Below are 24,631 nucleotides of genomic sequence, written 5' to 3' on the forward strand. Positions count from 1 at the left end.
CAAATATGGTAAGACTGATCAAAGCCCAAACAAACGTTTGGGCTTTGATGTTTAAAAGCTAATTTAATACAGATACTATGCAATGGTTTGGCAGACGAGAAAGCAGTAATACAGAAGACGGCAGCGCCGGCGGGGGGCGCGGGCTTGCCTTAGGTGGTGGCGTGGTTGGTATAATAGCAGCCGCAATTTACTTTTTTACGGGTATTGATCCATCCGCTATTTTAAACGGTGTACAGTCTGGCGGTGCGCCGCAGGAAAACAATCAACAGGCTGTCCCTGATACACGCGAAAAGAAATTTGCCAAGGTTGTATTTGCCGATACCGAAGATGTGTGGAACAAGCTTTTCAGCGATATGGGGCGCAGCTATGATGAACCTACCCTTCATTTTTTTGAAGGCGCAGTTAATACCGCTTGCGGGCAGGCAGGGTCATCAACCGGACCATTTTATTGTCCCGGCGACCAGAAAGTGTATATCGATCTGTCGTTTTTTAAGGAGCTTTCTGACAAATTTGGTGCAGCAGGCGATTTTGCGCAGGCTTATGTGATAGCGCATGAAGTTGGGCATCATGTACAGGACCTGTTGGGACTATCCGCCAAAATGGAGCAGGCGCGTCAGCAACTGAGCGAAACCGAATACAACAAACTTTCGGTGAAGCTGGAACTGCAGGCCGATTTTTATGCGGGTGTATGGGCCTATTACGAAAAAAATCTAAAAAATGTACTTGACCCCGGTGATATTGAAGAGGCACTTAATGCCGCGCACCAAATAGGCGACGATCGTTTGCAGCAGGAGTACCAGGGCGAAGTGCACCCAGACAGCTTCACGCATGGCACCAGTGCACAGCGCATGTACTGGTTTAAAAAAGGTTACGAAACGGGAGATGTGAAGCAGGGTAATACATTTGCCGCTGCAGATCTAGAGTAACAGATGCCAATAAATAGCTAATATTCATGCTGGATTTGTTTCGGCATCTTTTAAGTCAATCTGTTGAAATGTAAAGGTTTTAATCTTATTTAATTTCAGGAGTGCTGAATTAATCAGTCATGAAATAGCTATTCCATATTTTCCACCCTTGCTCTTATACGTTCTTCGGCAAGCTTAACCAGTTCGTCAACAGTACCGGCAGCGGGCTCAATAGGTTCAAGTACTTCCCACTTCATAGCTGTAAAAGTATTAAGAGGATACAAACCGTAACGAATCATCTTCCAGCTATCTGTAATAGCAACCGGGACAAGTAAAGCGTTGGGGCATTTCTTTAAGAGTGTTGCCACTCCTGCCCCCTGAAATGGTTTAACGCGGCCATCTTTAGAGCGTGTGCCCTCCGGGAAGATCATTGCGCCCCAGTTGTTTTCTTTCATACGGGTAGCAAATTTGGATAGTTCCATGATTGATTGGCGTGGATCTTTCCTGTCTATATTGGCGCCGCCGCCATGTTTAAGGTTGTATGAAATTGAGGGGATGCCCTTGGTAAGTTCAATTTTAGAAATAAACTTCGCATGATATTTCCTCAAAAAATAAATCATCGGCGGTATGTCAAATAAGCTTTGATGATTAGCCATAAATATAATTGGCCTGCCTGCAGGCAAATTTTGCTTATTTATAAAAGTTACTGTATTGCCTAATATATACACAGAGGTGATCAGAAAAAAGTTTAGAATGTCAACACAGCGTTTATGGGCCGAATAACCACCCAGATGTAAGCACAGCCATTGTAACGGATGAAATATTAACAGAAATAAAAAGAATACGGCAATAGCAAACGGAGACAGAATGTATCCTAAAAACTTTCTCATAATGAACCGGCAAATTTAAAGAATTTTAAGAATTTGCTAAGCGTTTCGTTTATAAAGTGTTCTCTAACTGCATTAAACGTATTTTTAGTATAGCAGCAACTGCAAGGCAATCGGTAATAGTGCCATTACATACCATTTGATATACTTCCTGAAAGGGCACTTTGTTTACAATCAGGTCTTCAGTATCCTCCGGCTCTGCCTCAAACTGCTGCAGGCCTTTTGCTAAATAAATTATGCAAAGTTCGTCAGTAACCGAATTAGAGAGATGCATACGTTGTATCTCTTTCCATTCAGATGCCTTAAGCCCGGTCTCTTCAAGCAACTCACGTTTGGCCGACTCAAGCGGGTCGATATTTAAAGCTCCGCCGCCTTCGGGTATTTCCCAGCTGTACTGGTTAAGAGTAAACCGGTATTGCCCAACCAGGTAAGTGTTCATTTCTTCATCAAGAGGTATAATACCAATTGCGATGTTTTTAAAATGTACCTTGCCATAAATTCCCGGATTGCCAGATGGATTGATTACCTGGTACTCGGTAACATTTATCCATGGATTATCATATATCTCTGCTTCCGATTTAATTTGCCAGGGGTTTTCTTTTGGGTGATACATACCGTAAAGATAATAAACTGGCCTACGATTAACGAAAGCGGGGTATATACATTAATTATTTTCAATCCAGGCCAGGTGCAATTAACCTCGGATTTACACTACCGGTATTTGCCTGGGTTATTTTATGCAGATTATATCTGCGAGGCTTAACTTCTTCATTAACGGTAACCATCCCGTTTTTATACCAAAGCTCAAGTAACTCGCAGGCATGATCACTTTCAACCGTGTCATTGTCGCCGGATAATTTTTTTAAATGTGCTATTACTTCATCAGCAGTGCCCTCACCTAAATCTGCAAGCGCAAAAGCAAGATTCTCTTTCAGGGGCGCAGATTGATCATAATGTGCCGGCACGTGCAAGGGCTGATGTAGTTCTCTAAAGTCCTGATCTTTCATTTCAATGGCATTTATTTACATTACAAACAAGACTATATTTTTGTTCCTGATTATGTTACCCGGTTTGTACACCTTGCTTCTTCTTTAAATACCCCGGTATATTCACTAAAAGTATCCCTGCCAGTATAATGAGCAAACTTAAAAGTTGCGCGCGGTTTACAGGCTCATCAATAAGCAACCAACCTAAAAAAACGGCTACAACGGGGTTAACATAAGTATGTGTACTCACAATTGCTGGCGGTTTTATAGTTATAAGCCATACAAATGACAAGTAGGCGACCAAAGAGCCCATTACAATCAAAAAAATTAAACCGCCCCAACCTTCAAACGACACATGATTAAAAGAAAAACTTTTGTATTCACCTTTGCACACCACAATTATGCCACATGCAATTCCTCCGGCTATTAATTGTACAGAAGTATTCATGACGGTAGAGCTATTGCCCTTATTATCTTTTGTTATCAATGAACCAAGCACCCATATCAGCGCGCTGAAAATAACTACTACGCTGGCTATAATGGCTATTGCTGATGTATTGGTTTGGGTAACCCCCAGTTTAAGAAACAAGAATATACCGGTAAAGCCAATAATCAATCCGCTTAGTATATATTTATTTGAAAAATATTCGGGCCAGCGCTTTTTATCAACCAGTAAAAATATCAAAGGTTCTGTTGCTACTAATATAGCTGCCTGCCCAGAGCTGATGTATTGCTCTGCCCAGGCTATCATGCCGGTGCCCCCAACCAGCATCATTGTGCCGCTTAAAGCATGCCGCCAAAGATATTTCCACTCAGGCAGGCTTTCTCTTTTAAATTTACACCATGCAAAGAGTATGATTCCGGCGATAGAATAGCGCAGGCCAACCAAAATAAAAGGTGGAAAGCTTTTTAGCCCGTAAATAACAGCCAAGTATGTAGACCCCCATATAATATAGATACTAAAAAAAGCAAAAGCTACGAGGGCGGGTGATGCAGCTTTATTTAGCGTGGTGTTTGGCATTTTGGGTTGGATTTATAACACGAAAGGCGCATCTTAGAATGCGCCTTTCGTAAAATTACTGGTTAATTAATTATAATCCAAAAGCGCTTTTAACGTGGTCGACATAATCAAGCTTTTCCCAGGTGAAAAGTTCTACTTCACGGGTCACTACGCTGCCATCATGCGCATTGAATGACTTTGTAACTGTTTGGTTCGGGCGACCAAAGTGGCCATAAGCGGCTGTTTCGCTATAAATAGGATTGCGCAATTTAAAGCGTGTTTCAATAGCATAAGGTGTCATATCAAAAATTGACCCTACTTTTTGGGCAATTTCGCCATCTGTAAGTTCAACCTTGGCAGTGCCATAAGTATTTACATATACACCCATTGGCTGTGCAACACCAATGGCATATGATACCTGTACGAGCACTTCGCTGCAAAGGCCGGCTGCTACCAGGTTTTTAGCAATATGGCGGGTTGCATACGCTGCAGAACGATCGACCTTTGATGGGTCTTTACCCGAGAATGCACCGCCGCCATGCGCGCCTTTGCCACCATACGTGTCAACAATGATCTTACGGCCGGTTAAGCCTGTATCGCCATGAGGGCCACCAATTACAAATTTACCTGTAGGGTTAATGTGATATTTTATATCGTTGGTAAAGAAATGCGCATATTTTGGATACTTAGCTTTAACCCTTGGGATAAGGATATTGATGATATCCGCTTTAATTTTATCAAGCATTGCTTTTTCCTCAGCAAAATCATCGTGTTGGGTTGATATAACTATCGCATCGATGCGCTGAGGCTGGTTATCATCGCTATACTCTAAAGTAACCTGCGATTTAGCATCCGGCCGCAGATATTTAATATCACTGTTTTCACGACGGATAGCAGCAAGTTCAACCAATAGTGCATGTGCAATATCTAAAGCTAATGGCATGTAATTGTCGGTTTCGCTGGTGGCATAGCCAAACATCATGCCCTGGTCGCCCGCGCCCTGCTCTTCTTTAGATTTACGGTCAACCCCCTGGTTAATATCCGGTGATTGCTCATGAATAGCCGAAAGAACTCCGCAAGAGTTACCATCAAACATATATTCGCCTTTGGTATAACCTATGCGGTTAATAACGTCACGGGCTATTTTCTGAACATCCAAATATGTTTTTGATTTTACTTCGCCAGCTAAAATTACCTGCCCGGTGGTAACTAATGTTTCGCAGGCTACCTTTGATTCTGGGTCAAATGCAAGGAAGTTATCAATTAACGCGTCTGAGATCTGATCCGCAACTTTATCAGGATGTCCTTCGGAAACAGACTCTGATGTAAATAAATATGGCATATTATTTTATATAATAACGTTAAGCCGAAAGGTAAGGATTTATTTGAAACGTTGTAAAAGGAGAGCATGGGTTAGCACTTTTTTACGTGGTTGCAATCCAGCCATTATTATGGGCATTAAATCAGTCCACTTTCGGGTGGCAAAAATAAAACAATTTTCCACAAAGCCGAAAAACATTTACTTTTGGCGGCTCAAACATATATAGTTGAAAAGGAAAGCTTTATTTATAATAAACCCGGTGTCGGGAGGTAAAAAGAAGGATGGCGTGCCGGAAATAGTAGAGGACTACCTTGACCCAAATGTTTTTGAATATGACGTTGAATTTACAACAGGTATATTTCATGCACATGACCTGGCTAAGGCAGCTGTTGGGGAGTATGATGTTGTAGTTGCGGTTGGAGGTGATGGCACCGTTAACGAGGTAGCATCGGCCATTGCAGAAACTGATACCGTTTTAGGTGTTATTCCATACGGCTCGGGCAACGGCTTGTCTCGGTTTTTATCAATTCCTATGGATGCACAGGGCGCCATTAAAACCATGAATGCCGCCCGCATTGTAACTATTGATGCTGGAAAAGCAAACGGGCAATGGTTTTTTAATATGGCGGGGATGGGTTTTGACGCTCACATCAGCCATGTATTTGCACATGGGAGCGAGAAACGCGGTTTTTTTAATTATTTTAAATCTTCGTTGCAGGAGATAGCCCGGTATAAATCGCAAAGTTATCGAATTGAAATAGATGGCCGGTATTATAACCGCGAAGCCTTTATGTTAAGTATTGCCAATTCATCCCAGTATGGCAATAATGCTCATGTATCGCCACAGGCATCTGTACAGGATGGCTTACTGGATGTTTGTATCATCAGGCCTTTTCCGCTATGGCGTTTCCCAGAGATGGGGTTAAGGATGTTTACTAAAACGGCCGATAGGTCTAAGTTCGTAGAAATCATAAAAGGCCGTAATATTAATATAGTACGCACACAACCCGGCCCCATACATCTGGATGGCGAACCACAGTCGGCTGGTATCGATATCAATATTAATATTGTACCGCATACACTAAAAGTAATAGTTGGCAGTTTGTATAAATATTAAGGCTATGGCAAAAAAAAGCTATAATGGTATAATGTATTCAACTGACCCTGATTTTCAGTTTCAGGAAGAAAGCAGCAGTGGACTCACAACTTTGCCCCCGCAGCAGCAAAACCTTAAGATTTATTTAGACAGAATGAAGGGCAATAAGCTGGTTACACGCGTAAGTGGTTTTGTTGGTGCTAACACTGATCTGGATATAATTGGAAAAAAACTTAAGACCAAATGTGGCACTGGTGGTTCTGTAAAGGATGATGAGATACTTTTACAGGGTGATTTCAGGGATAAAGTATTAAATATGCTTCTAACAGACGGCTATAAGGTGAAAAAAGCCGGAGGCTGATTATCAAACTCAACTGAATAAACAATTTTATTAAAGTGAAACAAGTTGTTACCCAATTTTGTTACCTTTTTTACAGAATATGCCAATTATTATTATGTGTTTAAAATGAGTAGGTTCAGTAGGTTAAAAGCGGTGTTAGACTGATTTATATCAGTTTAGTTACACACTTTTTATATGTTATAACTTGCTATTTTTAAAAATTATCGGTTTTATTGTAAAAAATTGTCTGTTGAATAGACAATTTTTGTGCTTTAAAGCGTTATGTAATCACCATTTTAAAAAACGCTTTGGGCTGTATATTAAATTATTATAAAGAAATGCATAAATAGTTTTTTTATTTCATAGAAATTCTATTTTTGTTTTTCGCTTATTGCGCACACATTTTTATTAACTTATATTATAAACAACAAACGAAAACTAAAAATTAAAAAGTAATGGCAAACGCACCAACAAAACCAACTACTCCTGTAAAAAAAGAAAGCTCAAGTGCATCGGGCGCATTTGCAACTTTGGTAATTCCAATCTGTTTGGCAGTGGCAATTTGTATATTCATCTTCATCTTAGGTCACCCAAGCCATTACAAAGGCGGCGATCCTGCTAATGAGCCAGTAGATATGTTCGGTACTGTACACAAAGGAGGTGTAATTGTACCTATTATCATGTCTTACCTGTTAATGGTTATCGTGTTCTCAATCGAGCGTTTCGTAGTTATCGGTAAAGCATCTGGTACTGGTAACGTAGATGCATTCGTTAGAAAAGTTCAATCTTTCCTGAACGCAGGCAACATTGATGCTGCAAGCTCAGAATGCGATAAGCAAAAAGGTTCTGTAGCGAACGTTATCAAATCTGGTTTGAAAAAATACCGTGAAATGGAAATTGAACCAAATCTTGACGTAGATCAAAAAACTTTAGCTATCCAGAAAGACATTGAAGAAGCAACTGCTTTAGAGATGCCAATGTTAGAGCAAAATTTAACTATCATAGCTACCCTGGTATCAATCGGTACATTAACCGGTCTGTTAGGTACGGTAATCGGTATGATCGGTGCATTTGCAACTCTGGCTGCATCAGGTGCTCCTAACCAGGCCGAGCTTTCATCTCACATTTCTGAGGCTCTTATCAACACAGCGTTAGGTATCGGTACTTCAGCTGTTTCAATTGTAATGTATAACATATTTACATCAAAAATTGACAAACTGACTTACGCTATCGACGAAACTGGTTTCAGCATCGTTCAAACATTTGCTGCATCACACAAAAACAGATAATCGTAAAATAAAGTTCTCTTTAGAGAAAATTTAACCAAATTTAATTTGGTTATTTAAATAAAGTCTTTATATTTACATTATTAAAACAAAGGAATTAAAATGCCAAGAGTAAAAGTCGCAAGAAAGAGCACCTCAATAGATATGACCGCCATGTGCGACGTAGCTTTCCTGTTGCTTACTTTCTTCATATTAACTGCAAAACCGAGGACAGAAGATCCGGTTCCTGTTGACATTCCTGCTTCTTCAATTGAACAGCCCGTTCCGGACGACAATACGCTTGTGCTTACTGTTGGTAAAGGAAAAGTGTTCTTTAGTGTTGATGGTAACGACATCCGTAAGCAAACGCTAATTCAGATGGGTGAGAAGTATAAAATCAATTTTACGCCAGAGGAGCAGGAGAAATTTTCTGGTATACCTGTATTTGGCGTACCAATTGGAAGTTTGAAGCAATTTTTAGCGCTCGATGTAGATCAGCGTAAAGAATATCAGCAGCCAGGCATACCGCGCGATACCACAAATAGTAACGAGCTGTCAGACTGGATCCGTGAAGCCCGTAAAACTGCACGTGCATTGCATGAAAAAGCTTTATACGTATCTATCAAAGGAGATAGTAAAGAAGAGTATCCGGTTATTAAAGATCTGATCACTGTTTTGCAGAAACAAAAAATAAACAAATTTAATTTAATTACGTCGCTGCGTGCTGCACCAAAAAACTAAAGTAAAATGGCAGAATTAGATACCTCCTCCGGCGGGGGGAAAAAGGGCGGAAAAGTAAGAAGTAAAAAGGCTTCGACACGTGTGGATTTAACCGCAATGGTTGACCTTGCATTCTTACTGATTACCTTCTTTATGCTTACCACCACGCTGGCAAAACCCAAGGCTATGGATATAGCCATGCCTGATAAGGATGAAGTTATAAAAGATCAGTTACCAATTGCCGCTTCGCGATCTATGACATTGTTGCTTGGCGCTAATAATAAACTTGAGTGGTTTATAGGCGAGCCTGGAAAAAGCCAGCCTACTACTGAGGGTTATGGCAAAAACGGTTTGCGTAAAACCCTTATAGAAAAAGCTCAGGAAGTAAAGCAGAGCACGGGTAAATTTATGTTTGTGCTTATCAAGCCAAGCGATAAATCAACTTATAAAAACCTGGTTGACGCTTTGGACGAAATGAAGATAGCAAACATAGAGTCATACTCTATAGGCGACATCCTGCCTCAGGAAGTTGAGCTTCTGAAGCGTGATGGTAACTACTAACTGATTATTAACAGTAAACTAACGTTATAACAATGTTTGGATCAAAATTAGATATATTAAACCAACAATGGATTGACGTTGTTTTTTCAGGTCGTAATAAAGCATACGGCGCTTATGAATTAAGAAAGCAAAACCCTCGTCATACTAACAGGGCGCTTCTGATAGGCGTAGTAGTATTTGTTTTTCTTATATCCTTAAAAACAATCATCAATGCAATTGAGGGTATTATCCCTAAGGCACCTGAAAAAGTGAAGGTGACCGAAGTGGTTTTACCTCCGCCTCCGGTAAATGAACAACAAAAACCACCACCACCACCACCAGAGCCACCTAAACCAAAGGTTGACCAGGTACGTTTTCCGCCTCCGGTAGTAAAACCGGATAACGAGGTGCGTGAAAAAGAACCGCCAACCGTTAAAGAACTTGAGGTTGCCGACCCTGGCCCGAAAGACCAAAAGGGTGACCCCAACCAGGAGATCAGAATTGAGGAACCTGTAGGTAACTCTGATGTGAAACAGGTTGTGGAAGAAAACCCCAACCAAATCTTTCAGGCAGTAGAACAAGCTCCTACTTTCCCTGGTGGTGAGGGCGCTTTTGGTAAATTCCTGCAAAAGAACATGCGTTATCCGGCAATTGCCCGTGAAAATAACGTTCAGGGTCGTGTAGTTTTGACTTTCGTGGTAGAGCGCGACGGATCATTGACTGACATAAAAGTTATCCGTTCTTTAGGAAGCGGTACAGATGAAGAAGCTATCCGTGTACTTAAGAGTTCTCCTAAATGGAAACCTGGTATTCAAAACGGCCGTCCGGTACGTGTACAATACAGCATACCTGTAAACTTTGCATTAGCAGAGGAGTAAAAATAAATGTTATCAGATAACAATCAACAGCAAAAATCGCCCAAAAGGCGGTTTTTGCTTATTTTAGGCGTTACCGCATTTATATGTTTTATCGCATTGGGTTTAATGATCATTTTTTGGGATAATTTTCCATTAGATATGCCCCAATCCCGCCGTACTATTTTTGGCTCGATAATATTATTGTACGCAGTACTTAGATTTTCGCGCTACTTAAACAAAAAGCCTAATGAAAACCAATCTTAAATATTTGGTGTATGCGCTTGCACTATTTCTTGTTACAGAAGGGTGCAATCAGGGCAATTCAACTAAAAGTGGGAAGAAGCTTGATGGGTTTACAACAGGCACTGCACCTTTTACAGCAGACGAATCGTTTTCGCCGATTGTAAATGAAGAACTTTTTGTTTTTAAAGGATTATTTACCGAAGCTAACCCGGTTATTACCTATAAGCCGGAAACAGGGGTTATAGGGGATCTGCTGAATGACAAGGTGAGGGTTGCTATATTAGCGCGTGAGCTGGATACAGCCGAATTAGGAGTTTTAAAAAGAAGAGCATTAACTGCAGATATAAACAAATTTGCCATTGATGCTGTTGCTATAATTGTCAATCAGGCATCAACTGATACTACAATTTCAGTAGGTGAAATTAAAGCAATGCTGAATGGTAAATCAAACGTCGATAAAAGTATAGTGTTTGACAACCCTAACTCGAGTTTGGTAAGATATTTGAAGCAATTATCAGGTAATAATGAGTTAAATGCGAAGAATATTTATGCATTGAAGTCAAATAAAGAGGTTATAAAATACGTTAGTACACATAATAATGCTATTGGGATAACCGGCTTTAGTTGGCTTAATGATCCGGATGAGGACTATGCGGAGGCGGTTAATAAAGTAAAATTAGTAGGTGTAAAGGATGAAAATAGCAAAACATCACCTAACGAGTATTTTAAACCATCGCAGGTAACCCTTGTCCAACATACATATCCGCTGAGCAGATCACTATATATTGTTGATTGCAGCGGCCGCAAAGGTTTAGGTGCCGGCTTTGCCTCGTTTTTAGCAAGCGAACGTGGACAAAGAATTATCTTAAAATCAGGATTACTGCCTGATTCAATACCTCAGCGGGAAATTAACATAGTACACTAACTATATACACATACATAAACTAAGATGAAAATGATCAGTAAAATCAGTAAGATCGTACTTGCGCTGACGGTAGTAGGCTCATCTGCTTTCGCACAAAGTTTGGCTGATGCCAAAAAAGCGATCGACGCCGAGCAGTATGAAAAAGCAAAGTCGATGCTTAAAAATTTAACCGTTACCCAGGCTAATAAAGATGAAAATTTCTTTTATTATGGTTGGGTATACGTTTTACAGGATTATCCGGATTCTGCAAAAACAATATTTCAAAAAGGGATTGCTGTTAACCCTAAATCAGCTTTAAATTATGCAGGTTTGGGCGCTGTAGCTTTACAGAATAAAGATAGAAGTACCGCTACCACCAATTTCAACCAGGCAGTTTCGCTGGCCGGCAAAGAAGGCGAGCCATACCTGTATGTAGGCAAATCTTATTTGCTTAATGATGTTGATGGCAAAGTTCCGGCTGCAGATGCTAACGCCGCTATAGCTGTTTTAACAAAAGGCAAAGATGTTGATAAAAAGAATGCTCAAATTTTAGTTGCGTTAGGTGATGCATACCGTACTCAAAGTAAAAATACCGAAGCGCTTGGTAACTATCAGGCAGCTTTGGATCTCGATCCAAAACTGGCTCATGCTAAAGTGGCTACCGGCGTTATTTGGAAGTATGCAAATAATTTTGAGGCCTCAGAGAATGAATACAAAGCCGCGTTAGCTATTGACCCTAACTATGGCCCTGCATACCGTGAATGGGCAGAAACAGATGTGCGCTGGGCTTTTTCAGACCCAAGGATGGCTTCTGCAAAAATCAAAGAAGCAACAGATCAGTATAAAAAGTATCTGTCATTAACCGATATGTCACTTGAATCGCGATTACGTTTTGCAGATTTCTTGTTACTATCTGGTGATTATAAGACCTTACAAACCGAAGCCGCAGCACTTTCTAAAGATGCCGCTCAAAATTTAAAAGTATACCGCTATTTAGCTTATGCAGCGTATGAAAATAAAGATTATGCTGCCGGGTTAAAAGCGATGAATACCTGGATCACCAAAGCAGACCCAAAACGTATTATCCCTCGCGATTATGTATACCTGGGTAAATTGCAGATCGAGTCTAAGCAGGATTCATTAGGCGTGGCCTCATTACGTAAAGCAGCTGAACTGGATACAAGTAACGTAGATGTTTATGCTGAAATAGCAAAAGCGCTTTATGGCCAGAAAAAATATGTTGAAGCAGGAGACGCGTATAAAAAGTATACGGAAAAAGGCAAAGGTGTAAAGCTGACTGATTATTTTTATGAAGGAATCAGCTATTACTATGGCTATGACGAAAAATCGCCAAATGCAGATTCGGTTTTAACAAAAGCGGATTCTGCCCTAAGTTATGTTATCCAAAAAGCGCCAACAACTGCTATGGCATATCTTTATCGTGCCCGTGTTAACGAGTTAAAAGATAAAGACCGCAATAATATAGTAGGTTATGCAAAACCGTACTATGAAAAATATATAGAAGTTGTAACTCAAAAAGGTGGTACGCCTGACGATCAGACCAAAAGGGGATTGGCAGAAGCTTACGCTTATCTTGGAACTATCTATGAGTTTAAAGAAAAAGATGATGCCAAAGCTGCTGAGAATTATAACAAGGCACGGGAGTATGATCCTGCAAATAAACAGGCCGCTGCTTATTTCAGTCGAAAAGGCGGAGGCGCCAAAGGGAAATAATCCTTACAGATATAAATTTGTAATACAAAAGCCCCGCATGCGGGGCTTTTGTATTATATGTCGCATTTAATATATTTGCAGCATGGAAGCTCAAAGTTTACCCGTTAACTATTTGCCTATTATCTTTCAAATGCTTGTAGCAATTGGTTTTGTGGTTACAACAATGTTTGTAACGCATAAAATTGGCCCTAAGCGCAAAACGAAAGATAAGCTTACACCATTTGAATCGGGCATTGAAGTAGTTGGTAACGCCCGTACTCCAATGTCAATTAAGTACTTTCTGGTAGCCATATTATTTGTGTTATTTGATGTTGAAGTAATATTTATGTATCCCTGGGCTGTAAATTTCAGGGATATGGGTAAAACCGGGATGATAGAGATGTTTATCTTTATGGCCACACTGCTTGCAGGCTTCATCTACGTTATAAAAAAGAAAGCTTTGGATTGGGATTAGTTTAGACTGATTCTAAATATGTTGCACTGGTACTCATAGTGTATTTGTTACAGCGTATTTATTGTAAATTTGCGTATCAGTGTTAACTGGTTAAAACTTCATTACGAGGAAAATTTAATGAGTGATATACAAATAGTTGAAGCTCCTGCTGGTGTTGAGGGATCGGGATTTTTCGCTACTTCTCTTGATAAGGCTATAGGATTGGCCCGTGCCAACTCATTGTGGCCGCTACCATTTGCCACTTCATGCTGCGGTATTGAGTTTATGGCAACCATGGGTTCACATTACGATCTTGCCCGTTTTGGCGCCGAGCGCTTAAGCTTCTCACCACGCCAGGCCGACCTGCTTATGGTAATGGGTACAATATCAAAAAAAATGGCTCCGGTGCTCAGGCAGGTATACTTGCAGATGGCCGAACCGCGCTGGGTAATGGCCGTTGGTGCCTGTGCCTCAAGCGGTGGCATATTTGATACCTATTCGGTGTTGCAGGGTATTGATGAGGTTATACCTGTAGACGTTTATGTGCCGGGTTGCCCTCCGCGTCCGGAAGGAATTATCGATGGCTTTATGAATATACAAAAGCTGGTTAAAACGGAGTCTTTACGACGCAGAAACGAGCCTAAGTATCAGGCCTTACTTGCTAAATACGGAATACAATAAAATGGGTAAGATAGCTAACGAAGAGCTTTTACAAAAACTTAGCGAAAAATTTTCGGGCCAGGTTGTACAAACCGGTGCCGACTTTGGATTGCTTACCGTAGAAACAACTAGGGAAATAATTACAGAAGTGCTGACTTATCTTAAGACAGACGCTGCGCTGCAATTCATATTTCTGACTGATCTTACCGCCATACATTATCCTGAAAGGGAAAACCCGATAGGTGTAATTTATCACTTGCATAGCTTGGCAACAAATACACGTTTACGTGTTAAAGTTTATTTGCCAATTGACGATTTGCACATACCATCTGCAACAATCCTTTGGGATGGCGCTAACTGGATGGAAAGGGAAACTTACGACTTTTTTGGGGTGATATTTGATGGCCATCCGGATTTAAGGCGAATATTGAACGTTGATGATATGACCGTATTCCCGATGAGGAGAGAGTACCCGCTTGAAGACCCTAATCGCGTTGATAAAAAAGATTACTTTTTCGGAAGATAGAAATGCAGAACCATCCCGTATATATCGATAACGATCCGCAAAGTGAATACTCTACGCTCAATCTGGGCCCTACACATCCTGCAACACATGGTGTGTTCCAGAATGTTCTGCAGATGGATGGCGAGCGAATTGTAAGCGGAGTATCGACCATTGGCTACATACACCGGGCCTTTGAAAAAATTGCTGAACATCGCCCTTTTTACCAGATAACCCCGCTTACCGACCGTATGAACTATTGCTCATCGCCCATTAACAACATGGGCTGGCACATGACGGTTGAGAAGCTTTTAAATATTACAACGCCAAAACGGGTAGACTATATGCGCATCATTGTGATGGAGCTTGCCCGTATTGCCGACCATATTGTATGCAATGCCATTTTGGGTGTTGACACCGGCGCCCTTACCGGCTTTACCTACATGATGCAATGGCGCGAAAACATTTATGAGATTTATGAAGAGATCTGCGGCTCGCGACTGACTACCAACATCGGCCGTATTGGTGGCTTTGAACGTAATTTCAATGATATTGCCTTTGCCAAGATTCGCAAATTTGTAAAAGATTACCCTGCAGTTTTAAAAGAGTTTGAAACGCTTTTTAACCGAAACCGCATATTTGTTGACCGAACAAAAGGTATTGCCCCGGTAACTGCTGAAACTGCTTTAAGCTACAGCTGGAGCGGCCCTATACTGCGAGCTACCGGTGTAGATTACGATGTGCGCGCAATGGAACCCTATTCATCATACGATGAATTTGATTTTGAAGTACCTGTAGGTGAAAATGGCGATGTGTATAACCGGTTCCTGGTACGTAACGAGGAAATGTGGCAGAGTATCCGTTTAATTGAACAGGCGCTTAATAAAATTGGGAAAGAGCCTTCAGACGTTTTTCACGCGGATGTACCTGAGTTTTATTTGCCTCCTAAACAGGAAGTTTATAACAATATGGAAGCGCTGATCTATCACTTTAAAATAGTGATGGGAGAGGTAGAAACTCCTAAAGCTGAGGTTTACCACGCAGTTGAGGGCGCCAACGGTGAACTGGGCTTTTACCTGGTTAACGATGGAGGGCGTACACCTTACCGTTTGCATTTCCGCAGGCCAAGCTTCATCAATTATCAGATGTATGCGCCAATGAGCCAGGGTATGCTTTTGTCTGACGCGATTATTAACATGAGTAGTTTAAATATTATAGCCGGAGAATTAGATGCTTAGTGTACAACATACTGATGCGCCGGTAACTTTTTCGCCGGAACTGCTTAACAAATTTGCCGAGATAGTTAGCCGTTACCCGGAGGGTAAGCAAAAATCTGCATTGTTGCCAGTACTTCACCTGGTGCAGGCTGAATATGGCTGGGTTAGCGCACCGGCGATGGATAAAGTAGCCGAATATCTCAATATAGAACCAATTGAGGTTTATGAGGTGGCCACTTTTTATACTATGTATTTTTTAAGGCCGCAAGGTAAATATGTGCTTGAGGTATGTCGTACAGGCCCATGCGAAATTGTTGGTGCCAGTAAAATAATGGACCACATAGAAAAAACGCTTGGTGTGCCAGAAGGCGAAGTTACTCCTGATGGCTTATTTAGCTGGCGGGGCGTGGAGTGCCTGGCTGCATGTGGTTATGGCCCTGTATTACAAATAGGCCCTGAGTATACTTTCTATGAAAATTTAACTACCGAATCAGTTGATCAGCTGATTGGCGATTTAAAAGGAAAGGCGAATAACTAATGGGACGCAAACTTTTATTAGAACATATAAACGTACCCGGCATCAACACTTTTGATGTATACCGTTCAAAAGGCGGCTATGCTTCTGTTGAAAAAGCACTTAAAAGTCTTTCGCCTGAGGATGTGGTGGAAGAAGTTAAAAAGTCGGGTTTACGTGGACGTGGCGGCGCCGGTTTCCCCACCGGCATGAAATGGAGCTTTTTGGCTAAGCCGGAAGGTGTGCCACGTTACCTGGTATGCAACGGCGACGAATCTGAACCAGGAACATTTAAAGACAGGTACTTAATGACACACATCCCTCACCTATTGATTGAGGGCATGATCGTAGCGAGCTACGCGTTGGGTGCAAATACATCATATATTTATCTGCGTGGCGAAATGATGCCGCAGATACGTATACTTGAAAGAGCCATTGCCGAAGCAAAAAACGCGGGCTTTTTAGGAAAAAATATTTTAGGCACTGGTTACGACCTGGAGCTTTATGTACAGCCAGGTGGCGGTGCTTACATCTGCGGTGAAGAAACCGCATTGCTGGAGTCGCTGGAAGGGAAACGTGGTAACCCGAGGATCAAACCACCGTTCCCGGCAATTGCAGGTTTATATGGCTGCCCTACAGTAGTTAACAACGTTGAATCTATTGCTGCAGTTGTACCTATCATAAATATTGGTGGAGATGAGTATGCAAAAATTGGCATAGGCCGCAGTACTGGTACTAAGCTTATATCTGCCGGTGGTAACCTTAAACGGCCCGGCGTTTATGAAATTGAGCTGGGTGTACCTGTTGAAGAGTTTATTTATGGTGATGATTATTGCCAGGGCATTGCAAATGGTAAACGCTTAAAAGCTGTTGTTGCGGGTGGTTCATCAGTACCAATTTTGCCAACTAACCTGATACTAAAGACTATTAACAACGAAGCCCGCTTAATGACTTACGAGTCCTTATCAGACGGTGGATTTGCTACAGGTACCATGTTAGGTTCGGGCGGGTTCATAGCTTACGATGAAGATCAGTGTATCGTACGTAATACCTGGAACTTCGCCAGGTTCTATCATCATGAAAGCTGTGGACAGTGCTCACCCTGCCGCGAAGGTACCGGCTGGATGGAGAAAGTACTTCATCGACTGGAATTTGGCCATGGTAAAATGAGCGACATCGATCTGTTGGTGGATGTAAGTAAAAAGATAGAGGGTAATACCATTTGTCCATTGGGTGACGCAGCAGCATGGCCGGTGGCCAGCGCTATCCGCCACTTCAGGGATGAATTTGAATGGCATGTAACCAACCCTGCAGTTGCCTTAACAAGTAACTACGGTTTGGCTCATTATGCAGACCCGCTACCTGTTTTAGAAACGGCTGCAGGTTAGTCAAAAATTATAAATGATGTCATTGCGAGGAACAAAGCAATCTCAAAGGACATTCACATATGCTAAGATTGCAGCCCTGCCGCTCGCAATTACATTATAATGAATTAGTCGTCTTAAAAGACGAAAGAAATAAAGGACGAGAAGTCAATGAAAGTTACAATAGACGGATTTCCTATAGAAGTAGAGCCGGGAACCACCATCCTGAACGCCGCAAGGATGATAGGTGGTGATATTGTTCCGCCTGCTATGTGCTATTACTCTAAATTGCAGGGTAGTGGCGGTAAGTGCCGTACTTGTTTGGTTAAAGTGAGCAAAGGATCTGAAAAAGACCCCCGCCCTATGCCAAAACTGGTAGCCAGCTGCCGTACTACAGTAATGGATGGGATGGAAGTGCAAAATATTACCTCGCCGGAAGTGATTGAAGCGCGAAAAGGTGTTGTAGAAATGCTGCTTATTAACCACCCTTTGGATTGCCCGGTATGCGATCAGGCCGGTGAATGCCACCTACAGGATTTAGGCTATGAGCATGGCGCTGCAAAAACCCGTTACGAATTTGACCGCCGTACGTTTGAAAAGATTGATATAGGCGATAAGATACAATTGCACATGACGCGTTGCATATTGTGTTACCGTTGTGTCTTTACTGCCGACCAGATAACAGACCATCGCATACATGGTATACTTAACCGGGGCGACCACTCAGAAATATCAACTTACATACAAAAAGCTGTTGATAACGATTTTAGTGGAAATGTTATTGATGTTTGCCCTGTTGGTGCATTAACAGACAAGACCTTCCGCTTCAAAAATCGTGTTTGGTTTACTAAACCGGTTGAAGCACATCGCGATTGTGATAAATGCTGCGGCAAAGTTACACTTTGGTATAAAGGCGAAGACGTGCTTCGTGTTACCGGCCGCAAAGATGAATATGGCGAGGTAGAGGATTTCATTTGCAATACCTGCCGCTTTGATAAAAAGAAAACAGCAGACTGGGTTATTGAAGGCCCGCGTAACATATCAAACAAGTCGGTTATTGCTGCCAACCACTATGAAACGCTAAAACCGCTGCCGGTAGTTAAAACCAACCCGGTATTGCAGGAAGCAAATAAAGAACAATTTGAAAGGGAGACACGCCTGTAATGGAATTGACAGACCTCATTATAAAAGTTGTATTGATCGTAATTATTTTTGCGATAAGCCTGGTGGTAGCCATGTACTCTACCTATGCAGAGCGTAAGGTTGCCGCTTTTTTTCAGGATAGGCTGGGCCCTAACCGGGCCGGTCCATGGGGTATTTTACAGCCCCTTGCCGACGGTGGTAAAATGTTTTTAAAAGAGGAGATCATTCCTACCAATGCAACAGGCTTTCTCTTTATAGTAGGCCCATCGCTGGCAATTTTAACAGCTTGTATTGGTTCTGCGGTTATTCCGTGGGGCTCAACGCTTGAAATTGGAGGCAGGCAAATACCTTTGCAGGTTACTGATATCAACGTTGGTATATTATACATTTTTGGTGTAGTATCATTAGGTGTTTACGGCATTATGATAGGTGGCTGGGCATCTAACAATAAATACTCCTTGTTGGGAGCTATCCGCGCGGCATCACAAAACATCAGCTACGAAATCTCAATGGGCTTGTCTATCATTGCTTTATTGATGGTTACCGGGACCTTGAGTCTTGGCGAGATCGCTAAACAACAGCATGGATTTTGGGCGGATGGCTATTTCACCTGGAATGTATTTAAGCAGCCATTAGGCTTCCTGCTGTTCATTGTATGCGCCTTTGCAGAAACAAACCGTACACCTTTTGACTTACCGGAGTGCGAAACAGAGCTGGTAGGCGGTTACCATACCGAGTATTCATCCATGAAACTGGGCTTTTACCTGTTTGCAGAATACATTAACATGTTTGTTTCATCGGCAGTAATGGCAACACTTTACTTTGGTGGTTATAACTTTCCGTTTATGGATATGATACACTCGCCAAACCTTGTAGCCATATTAGGGGTGGTGGCATTGTTCATAAAAATATTCCTGTTTATATTTTTCTTTATGTGGATCCGTTGGACTATCCCGCGTTTCCGGTATGATCAGTTAATGGACCTGGGCTGGAAAACCCTTATACCATTGGCTATTGCAAACATCGTTTTAACAGGCGTTTTTATTACTTTTTTTAAATAAGTAGGACTTTAGTTAATGGAATCATTAAGTAATAAGAAGAAACAATTAGAAGTTAAGCCGCTCAATTTTTGGGAAAGGGCATATCTGCCTGCCATTTTGCGCGGTTTATCAATAACCATAAAACACTTTTTCCGCAAGCCGGTGACAATCAGTTATCCGGATGAAAAGCGGGAGTTTTCAGAGAATTTTCGTGGTATGCATTCGCTTAAGCGTGATGAACAGGGCCGCGAACGCTGTACAGCCTGCGGTTTATGTGCACTGTCATGTCCGGCTGAAGCCATCACCATGATAGCTGCCGAGCGCCAGAAAGGCGAAGAGCATTTGTACCGCGAGGAAAAGTATGCAGCAGTTTACGAGATCAATATGTTACGTTGCATCTTTTGCGGTTTGTGTGAAGAAGCTTGCCCTAAAGAAGCTATCTACCTGGATGGGGATATTGTTCCGGCAGATTACCTGCGTAAAGATTTTATATACGGTAAGGATAAATTAGTAGAGGCACCTTTAAATCAATAAACAAAGTTTTATACCTTTGCCCAGCTTTAAGCAAGGCAAGGTATATGTAATATTAATATGAGTACATTTTACTTCATCGCGTTTTTATCCATATTTTTTTCAATACTGGTTATTTCTGCAAAAAACCCGGTGCATAGCATACTGTACCTTATACTTACCTTTTTTACTTTCACCATTCATTACATTTTAATGAACGCCCAGTTTCTGGCAATCGTAAACTTTATTGTTTACATGGGTGCCATACTGGTGTTGTTTTTATATACGCTGATGCTGATTAACCTGAATAAGGAAGCCGAACCTGTTAAACCTTTCATGGTAAAGATAGCGGCGATATTTGGGGGCGGAATTTTAGCCGTTGCTTTAATATCATCTTTAAAATCATTAGGCGTATCAGACCCTGTAGTATTAAAAAATCCGGACCTGGGTTTGGTGAAAAATTTGGGGAAGGTATTATTTAACGAGTTTTTGCTGCCTTTTGAGGTGTCGTCGGTATTATTGTTATCGGCAATGGTAGGCGCAGTATTACTTGCAACTAAAGAAAGAGAACCAAAAGCAACCATCTGATGGAAAGTTTAACAAATACCATTCAAGCGGTTCCGCTTAACCACTACATACTTTTAAGCGCTATAATTTTTTCGATAGGTGTTATGGGCGTTTTACTTCGACGTAATGCTATAGTTATTTTCATGTCGGTTGAGCTGATGCTTAATTCGGTAAACCTGCTGCTTACTGCATTTTCCGTGTATCGTGGTGATGCAGCCGGCCAGGTGTTCGTATTTTTTATTATGGCATTGGCAGCGGCAGAAGTTGCTGTAGGCTTAGCTATCATAGTAATGATATACAGAAATACTAACTCGATTGATATTAACGTACTGAATAGGCTGAAATGGTAGTGTAAATTTTGATTTTGGATTTACGATTTCAGATTTAAAGAGAGAACAACAATACGCGTCGTGCGGGTAACGAACCAATCTTTTAATAGATTGATTGAAACTGAGCAAGGACGCGAGAAATAGAATATAAATGGACAAATTCATCTGGCTTATTCCTGTACTACCCTTAGCCGGTTTTATTATCAACGGATTGGGTCGTAATACCTTTTCCAAAGGGGTAATCGGCTTCATAGGCAGTTTGCTGGTTTTAGCATCATTTGGTTTAAGTATCGCTACATTTTTCCAGGTTAAATCTACCGGGGTACCAGTAAATGTTAACCTTTTTGACTGGATAAGCGTTGGTAATTTTAATATCCAGATGGCTTTCCTCATCGATCAGTTAAGCTCAATAATGCTGCTGATCATAACAGGAGTAGGTTTTCTTATCCATCTGTATTCTGCAGGTTACATGCATGATGATGCTGGTTTTGGCAAATTTTTCGCTTACTTAAACTTGTTCGTTTTCTTCATGCTGCTGTTGGTTATGGGCAGCAACTATGTAGTAATGTTTATAGGCTGGGAAGGGGTAGGTTTATGCTCCTATCTGCTTATCGGTTTCTGGTATACCAACCCAAGCTATGCCGATGCTGCAAAAAAAGCATTTATAATGAACCGTATTGGTGATTTAGGCTTTTTATTAGGCATTTTCCTTTTAATGAACACCTTTGGAAGCGTTGCCTATGCAGATATATTCCCTAAAGCGGTTAGTGCGGTATCAAGCGGTGCTCCTATTGTTTTAATAACTTTATTACTGTTTGTAGGCGCGGTTGGTAAATCGGCCCAGCTACCATTGTTTACCTGGCTGCCGGATGCAATGGCCGGCCCCACTCCTGTATCTGCGCTCATACATGCGGCAACAATGGTTACGGCCGGTATTTATATGATAGCCCGCTCTAACATATTGTTTACCCTGGCGCCAACTACTATGGATGTTATTGCCATTGTTGGTCTTGCAACCGCGGCATTTGCAGCGCTTATAGCCCTTAGCCAGACGGATATCAAAAAAGTACTGGCTTATTCAACGGTATCGCAGTTAGGCTACATGTTTTTAGGGTTAGGTGTAGGTGCATACACTGGTGCGTTTTTCCACGTGCTGACACATGCATTTTTTAAAGCTTTATTGTTCTTAGGCGCGGGTTCGGTTATACACGCAATGAGCGGCGAACAGGATATGCGCAAGATGGGTGGCTTGAAAGGCAACATTAAAGTGACTTTTATAACCATGCTGATAGGCACTATTGCTATAGCAGGTATCCCGCCATTTTCAGGGTTTTTCTCTAAAGACGAAATTTTGGCTGCGGCCTTTACGCACAGTACCGTATTTTATGTAATCGGAGTTATTACTGCGGGTTTAACCTCATTCTATATGTTCCGGATGATGTATCTTACTTTTTGGGGAAAATTCCGAGGTACACACGAGCAAGAACATCATTTGCACGAGTCGCCAGCCAGCATGACTATCCCTTTGATTATCCTGGCTATACTTTCAGCAATCGGTGGTTTCATTGGTGTACCATCTGTTATGGGAGGCCACCATGAGTTGGGCGCTTATCTTGCACCGGTGTTTGAAGGTTCTGCGAAACTATTGGGCGAACATGAACTGAGCCACAATACCGAATGGATATTAATGGGTACCTCAGCATTGATTGCCCTGCTGGCCTTAGGCTACGCATACAGCAGATATGTAAAAGGTGGACATGTGCCCGTATCTGATCAGGAAGAGCGCCCGGCTTTGGCCAATCTTTCATACCACAAATTTTATATTGATGAATTGTATGATAAAGTAATCCGCAAGCCGCTCGACGCCTTATCTGGTTTTCTATATCGTGTGATTGAGCAATTAGGTATAGACGGTTTTGTAAATGGATTAGGAAAAGGAACAATTGAAACAAGTAAAGGCCTGCGCCTGCTGCAAACAGGTAACGTAGGTTTCTACATATTTATGATGGTAGTAGGCATTATTGCCATTTTAGTATACAGTTTAATTAAAATATAGCGCCTGCGCGTTTAGTTATAAAATGACGGTTAGCATTTTACTTTTTTTACCGATTGTTGCAGCCATTTTAGTGCTGTTTTTTAAAAATGATTTTGCTAAACACGCTGCATTGTTTTTTTCTGTTGCGGAGTTAGCTTTGGCCTTGTCCTTTGTTGCAGGTTTTGTGCCGGATGCATCAGTACAATATGCTATTGATGTTCCGTGGATACCACAGGTTGGCGTTTACTTTAGCGCCGGTATTGACGGCATAAGTATGGTTATGGTACTACTAACCACTGTGCTTGTCCCGCTTATCATATTAACCACCTACCAACATCAATATAAATATGCAAAGGCTTTTTATGCTTTGATTTTATTTATGCAGGCAGGCTTGCTAACAGTATTTACTGCCTTAGATGGATTTTTATTTTATGTAGGTTGGGAAGCGGCACTTATACCTATTTACTTTATCTGCGCTTTATGGGGTGGCGAAAACCGCATACGTGTCAACATCAAATTCTTCATTTATACTTTTGCCGGTTCGTTATTTATGTTGTTAGGTATCATTTACCTTTACCTGCAAACTGGTAATAAGGTGTATGATATCAAGGCGTTTTACGATGTAACCTTAACATTGAAACAACAATCATGGGTTTTCTGGGCGTTCTTTATTGCCTTTGCTATCAAGATGCCGATATTCCCATTCCATACGTGGCAGCCAGATACCTATACCGAAGCACCTTCGGCAGGTACCATGATGTTATCAGGTATTATGCTTAAAATGGGTATATATGGTGTAATCAGATGGTTGATACCAAATGTACCTGCAGGTTTTATGCAATGGCAGTACCTGGTGTTAATTTTATCGGTAGTCGGGATTGTTTACGCTTCCATAATAGCTTTTAAACAAAAGGATGGAAAACGCCTGGTTGCTTATTCATCAATTGCACACGTTGGCCTGATAGCAGCTGGTATATTTGCCTGGAGTTTACAGGGATTACAAGGTGCCATGATACAAATGGTTAGTCATGGTATTAACGTGGTTGGCTTATTCTTTATATGGGATATCATCAGTCGTCGTTTAAACACCCGCGACACCACATTAATGGGTGGTATTGCTAAAGTAGCTCCGAAGTTTTCAATAGCATTTTTAATTATTGTTTTAGGTACCATAGCATTACCATTGACCAACGGTTTTGTTGGTGAGTTTCTGTTGCTGAAAGGTGTTTATAATTACACAATAGTATTTGCCGCAGTTGCCGGCTTAACCATCATTTTTGGTGCAGTATACATGCTGCGCATGTACAAACATGTAATGCAGGGGGAAGTAAATGAGTTAACAGCAACCTTTACTGATATACATGGCTCGGAAAAACTGGTATTGGGTATTATTTGCGCACTGATTATAATTATTGGTGTTTACCCTCAACCGCTTTTACATCTATCAGAAGCGTCTGTTATAAATTTGATGAACGTAGTATCGGCTAAATTTTCAGCCGGGAAATTTTAAAAAGATGAA

At 41.4% G+C, this 24,631-nt stretch carries 27 protein-coding genes; 22 read left to right on the forward strand and 5 right to left on the reverse strand.

Annotated features, from left to right (window positions below):
- The first annotated feature begins 77 nt into the window (after window positions 1-77).
- Window positions 78-926 (forward strand): KPN_02809 family neutral zinc metallopeptidase, encoded by an 849-nt coding sequence (gene ypfJ / locus ACFQZX_RS18770; RefSeq protein WP_377118303.1) that lies wholly within the window; start codon window positions 78-80, stop codon window positions 924-926.
- A gap of 128 nt (window positions 927-1,054) precedes the next feature.
- Here the strand turns inward: ypfJ and ACFQZX_RS18775 are convergent, their stop codons facing one another.
- The 5 genes from ACFQZX_RS18775 to metK all read right to left on the reverse strand — a co-directional run bounded on the left by ACFQZX_RS18775 (window position 1,055) and on the right by metK (window position 5,120).
- Window positions 1,055-1,795, reverse strand: a complete 741-nt coding sequence (locus ACFQZX_RS18775; RefSeq protein WP_377118305.1) for a lysophospholipid acyltransferase family protein — start codon at window positions 1,793-1,795, stop codon at window positions 1,055-1,057.
- A gap of 49 nt (window positions 1,796-1,844) precedes the next feature.
- Window positions 1,845-2,405, reverse strand: a complete 561-nt coding sequence (locus tag ACFQZX_RS18780; RefSeq protein WP_377118307.1) for an NUDIX domain-containing protein — start codon at window positions 2,403-2,405, stop codon at window positions 1,845-1,847.
- Window positions 2,406-2,466: 61 nt separating this feature from the next.
- A complete protein-coding gene (locus ACFQZX_RS18785; protein WP_377118309.1) occupies window positions 2,467-2,799 on the reverse strand; it encodes a hypothetical protein in 333 nt (110 codons plus the stop codon).
- Window positions 2,800-2,854: 55 nt separating this feature from the next.
- Window positions 2,855-3,799, reverse strand: a complete 945-nt coding sequence (locus ACFQZX_RS18790) for an EamA family transporter (RefSeq protein ID WP_377118311.1) — start codon at window positions 3,797-3,799, stop codon at window positions 2,855-2,857.
- Between the two features lie 70 nt (window positions 3,800-3,869).
- Window positions 3,870-5,120: a methionine adenosyltransferase gene (gene metK / locus ACFQZX_RS18795; protein WP_377118313.1), complete on the reverse strand. Its 1,251-nt coding sequence runs from the start codon at window positions 5,118-5,120 to the stop codon at window positions 3,870-3,872.
- Window positions 5,121-5,325: 205 nt separating this feature from the next.
- Between metK and ACFQZX_RS18800 the strand changes: the two genes are divergently transcribed.
- The 21 genes from ACFQZX_RS18800 to ACFQZX_RS18900 all read left to right on the forward strand — a co-directional run bounded on the left by ACFQZX_RS18800 (window position 5,326) and on the right by ACFQZX_RS18900 (window position 24,622).
- The gene (locus ACFQZX_RS18800) at window positions 5,326-6,216 is read left to right on the forward strand and encodes a diacylglycerol/lipid kinase family protein (RefSeq protein ID WP_377118316.1); all 891 of its coding nucleotides are present in this window, start codon (window positions 5,326-5,328) and stop codon (window positions 6,214-6,216) included.
- 4 nt (window positions 6,217-6,220) lie between these two features.
- Entirely contained in the window at window positions 6,221-6,556 is a 336-nt protein-coding gene (locus ACFQZX_RS18805) for a translation initiation factor (protein WP_377118318.1), read from the forward strand.
- A 434-nt stretch (window positions 6,557-6,990) separates the two neighbouring features.
- On the forward strand, window positions 6,991-7,824 hold the full coding sequence (locus ACFQZX_RS18810; protein WP_377118320.1) for a MotA/TolQ/ExbB proton channel family protein: 834 nt from the start codon (window positions 6,991-6,993) through the stop codon (window positions 7,822-7,824).
- A 99-nt stretch (window positions 7,825-7,923) separates the two neighbouring features.
- On the forward strand, window positions 7,924-8,541 hold the full coding sequence (locus ACFQZX_RS18815; RefSeq protein WP_377118322.1) for an ExbD/TolR family protein: 618 nt from the start codon (window positions 7,924-7,926) through the stop codon (window positions 8,539-8,541).
- A gap of 6 nt (window positions 8,542-8,547) precedes the next feature.
- Complete coding sequence (locus tag ACFQZX_RS18820) at window positions 8,548-9,081, forward strand: ExbD/TolR family protein (RefSeq protein WP_377118324.1); 534 nt, start codon at window positions 8,548-8,550, stop codon at window positions 9,079-9,081.
- Between the two features lie 32 nt (window positions 9,082-9,113).
- Complete coding sequence (locus ACFQZX_RS18825) at window positions 9,114-9,938, forward strand: energy transducer TonB (protein WP_377118326.1); 825 nt, start codon at window positions 9,114-9,116, stop codon at window positions 9,936-9,938.
- 226 nt (window positions 9,939-10,164) lie between these two features.
- A complete protein-coding gene (locus ACFQZX_RS18830) occupies window positions 10,165-11,085 on the forward strand; it encodes a PstS family phosphate ABC transporter substrate-binding protein (RefSeq protein ID WP_377118328.1) in 921 nt (306 codons plus the stop codon).
- A 30-nt stretch (window positions 11,086-11,115) separates the two neighbouring features.
- On the forward strand, window positions 11,116-12,798 hold the full coding sequence (locus tag ACFQZX_RS18835; RefSeq protein WP_377118330.1) for a tetratricopeptide repeat protein: 1,683 nt from the start codon (window positions 11,116-11,118) through the stop codon (window positions 12,796-12,798).
- Window positions 12,799-12,880: 82 nt separating this feature from the next.
- Window positions 12,881-13,252 (forward strand): NADH-quinone oxidoreductase subunit A, encoded by a 372-nt coding sequence (locus tag ACFQZX_RS18840; protein ID WP_377118332.1) that lies wholly within the window; start codon window positions 12,881-12,883, stop codon window positions 13,250-13,252.
- A 117-nt stretch (window positions 13,253-13,369) separates the two neighbouring features.
- On the forward strand, window positions 13,370-13,912 hold the full coding sequence (locus ACFQZX_RS18845) for an NADH-quinone oxidoreductase subunit B (RefSeq protein ID WP_377118334.1): 543 nt from the start codon (window positions 13,370-13,372) through the stop codon (window positions 13,910-13,912).
- Between the two features lies 1 nt (window position 13,913).
- Window positions 13,914-14,417 (forward strand): NADH-quinone oxidoreductase subunit C, encoded by a 504-nt coding sequence (locus ACFQZX_RS18850; RefSeq protein ID WP_377118336.1) that lies wholly within the window; start codon window positions 13,914-13,916, stop codon window positions 14,415-14,417.
- A 2-nt stretch (window positions 14,418-14,419) separates the two neighbouring features.
- Window positions 14,420-15,631 carry an NADH-quinone oxidoreductase subunit D gene (locus tag ACFQZX_RS18855; protein ID WP_377118338.1) on the forward strand — a complete coding sequence of 404 codons (1,212 nt, stop codon included), beginning with the start codon at window positions 14,420-14,422 and terminating at the stop codon, window positions 15,629-15,631.
- Window positions 15,624-16,148, forward strand: a complete 525-nt coding sequence (locus ACFQZX_RS18860; protein WP_377118340.1) for an NADH-quinone oxidoreductase subunit NuoE family protein — start codon at window positions 15,624-15,626, stop codon at window positions 16,146-16,148. Before ACFQZX_RS18855 ends, ACFQZX_RS18860 begins: the two co-directional genes overlap by 8 nt.
- Window positions 16,148-17,512 carry an NADH-quinone oxidoreductase subunit NuoF gene (nuoF, locus tag ACFQZX_RS18865; protein ID WP_377118342.1) on the forward strand — a complete coding sequence of 455 codons (1,365 nt, stop codon included), beginning with the start codon at window positions 16,148-16,150 and terminating at the stop codon, window positions 17,510-17,512. Before ACFQZX_RS18860 ends, nuoF begins: the two co-directional genes overlap by 1 nt.
- Window positions 17,513-17,659: 147 nt before the next feature.
- Entirely contained in the window at window positions 17,660-18,652 is a 993-nt protein-coding gene (locus ACFQZX_RS18870; RefSeq protein ID WP_377118344.1) for a 2Fe-2S iron-sulfur cluster-binding protein, read from the forward strand.
- Window positions 18,652-19,692 (forward strand): NADH-quinone oxidoreductase subunit NuoH, encoded by a 1,041-nt coding sequence (gene nuoH, locus ACFQZX_RS18875; RefSeq protein ID WP_377118346.1) that lies wholly within the window; start codon window positions 18,652-18,654, stop codon window positions 19,690-19,692. The genes ACFQZX_RS18870 and nuoH overlap by 1 nt, the downstream gene beginning before the upstream one ends.
- Window positions 19,693-19,707: 15 nt before the next feature.
- Window positions 19,708-20,205: a NuoI/complex I 23 kDa subunit family protein gene (locus ACFQZX_RS18880; protein ID WP_377118348.1), complete on the forward strand. Its 498-nt coding sequence runs from the start codon at window positions 19,708-19,710 to the stop codon at window positions 20,203-20,205.
- 57 nt (window positions 20,206-20,262) lie between these two features.
- Window positions 20,263-20,769 (forward strand): NADH-quinone oxidoreductase subunit J family protein, encoded by a 507-nt coding sequence (locus ACFQZX_RS18885; protein WP_377118351.1) that lies wholly within the window; start codon window positions 20,263-20,265, stop codon window positions 20,767-20,769.
- Window positions 20,769-21,098 carry an NADH-quinone oxidoreductase subunit NuoK gene (nuoK, locus tag ACFQZX_RS18890; protein ID WP_146381293.1) on the forward strand — a complete coding sequence of 110 codons (330 nt, stop codon included), beginning with the start codon at window positions 20,769-20,771 and terminating at the stop codon, window positions 21,096-21,098. Before ACFQZX_RS18885 ends, nuoK begins: the two co-directional genes overlap by 1 nt.
- Window positions 21,099-21,228: 130 nt before the next feature.
- A complete protein-coding gene (gene nuoL, locus ACFQZX_RS18895; protein ID WP_377118354.1) occupies window positions 21,229-23,133 on the forward strand; it encodes an NADH-quinone oxidoreductase subunit L in 1,905 nt (634 codons plus the stop codon).
- Window positions 23,134-23,155: 22 nt separating this feature from the next.
- Window positions 23,156-24,622 carry a complex I subunit 4 family protein gene (locus tag ACFQZX_RS18900; protein WP_377118356.1) on the forward strand — a complete coding sequence of 489 codons (1,467 nt, stop codon included), beginning with the start codon at window positions 23,156-23,158 and terminating at the stop codon, window positions 24,620-24,622.
- The last annotated feature ends 9 nt before the right edge of the window (window positions 24,623-24,631 follow it).

The sequence above is a fragment of the Mucilaginibacter litoreus genome (genome assembly GCF_042676805.1).
GTDB lineage: Bacteria > Bacteroidota > Bacteroidia > Sphingobacteriales > Sphingobacteriaceae > Mucilaginibacter > Mucilaginibacter litoreus.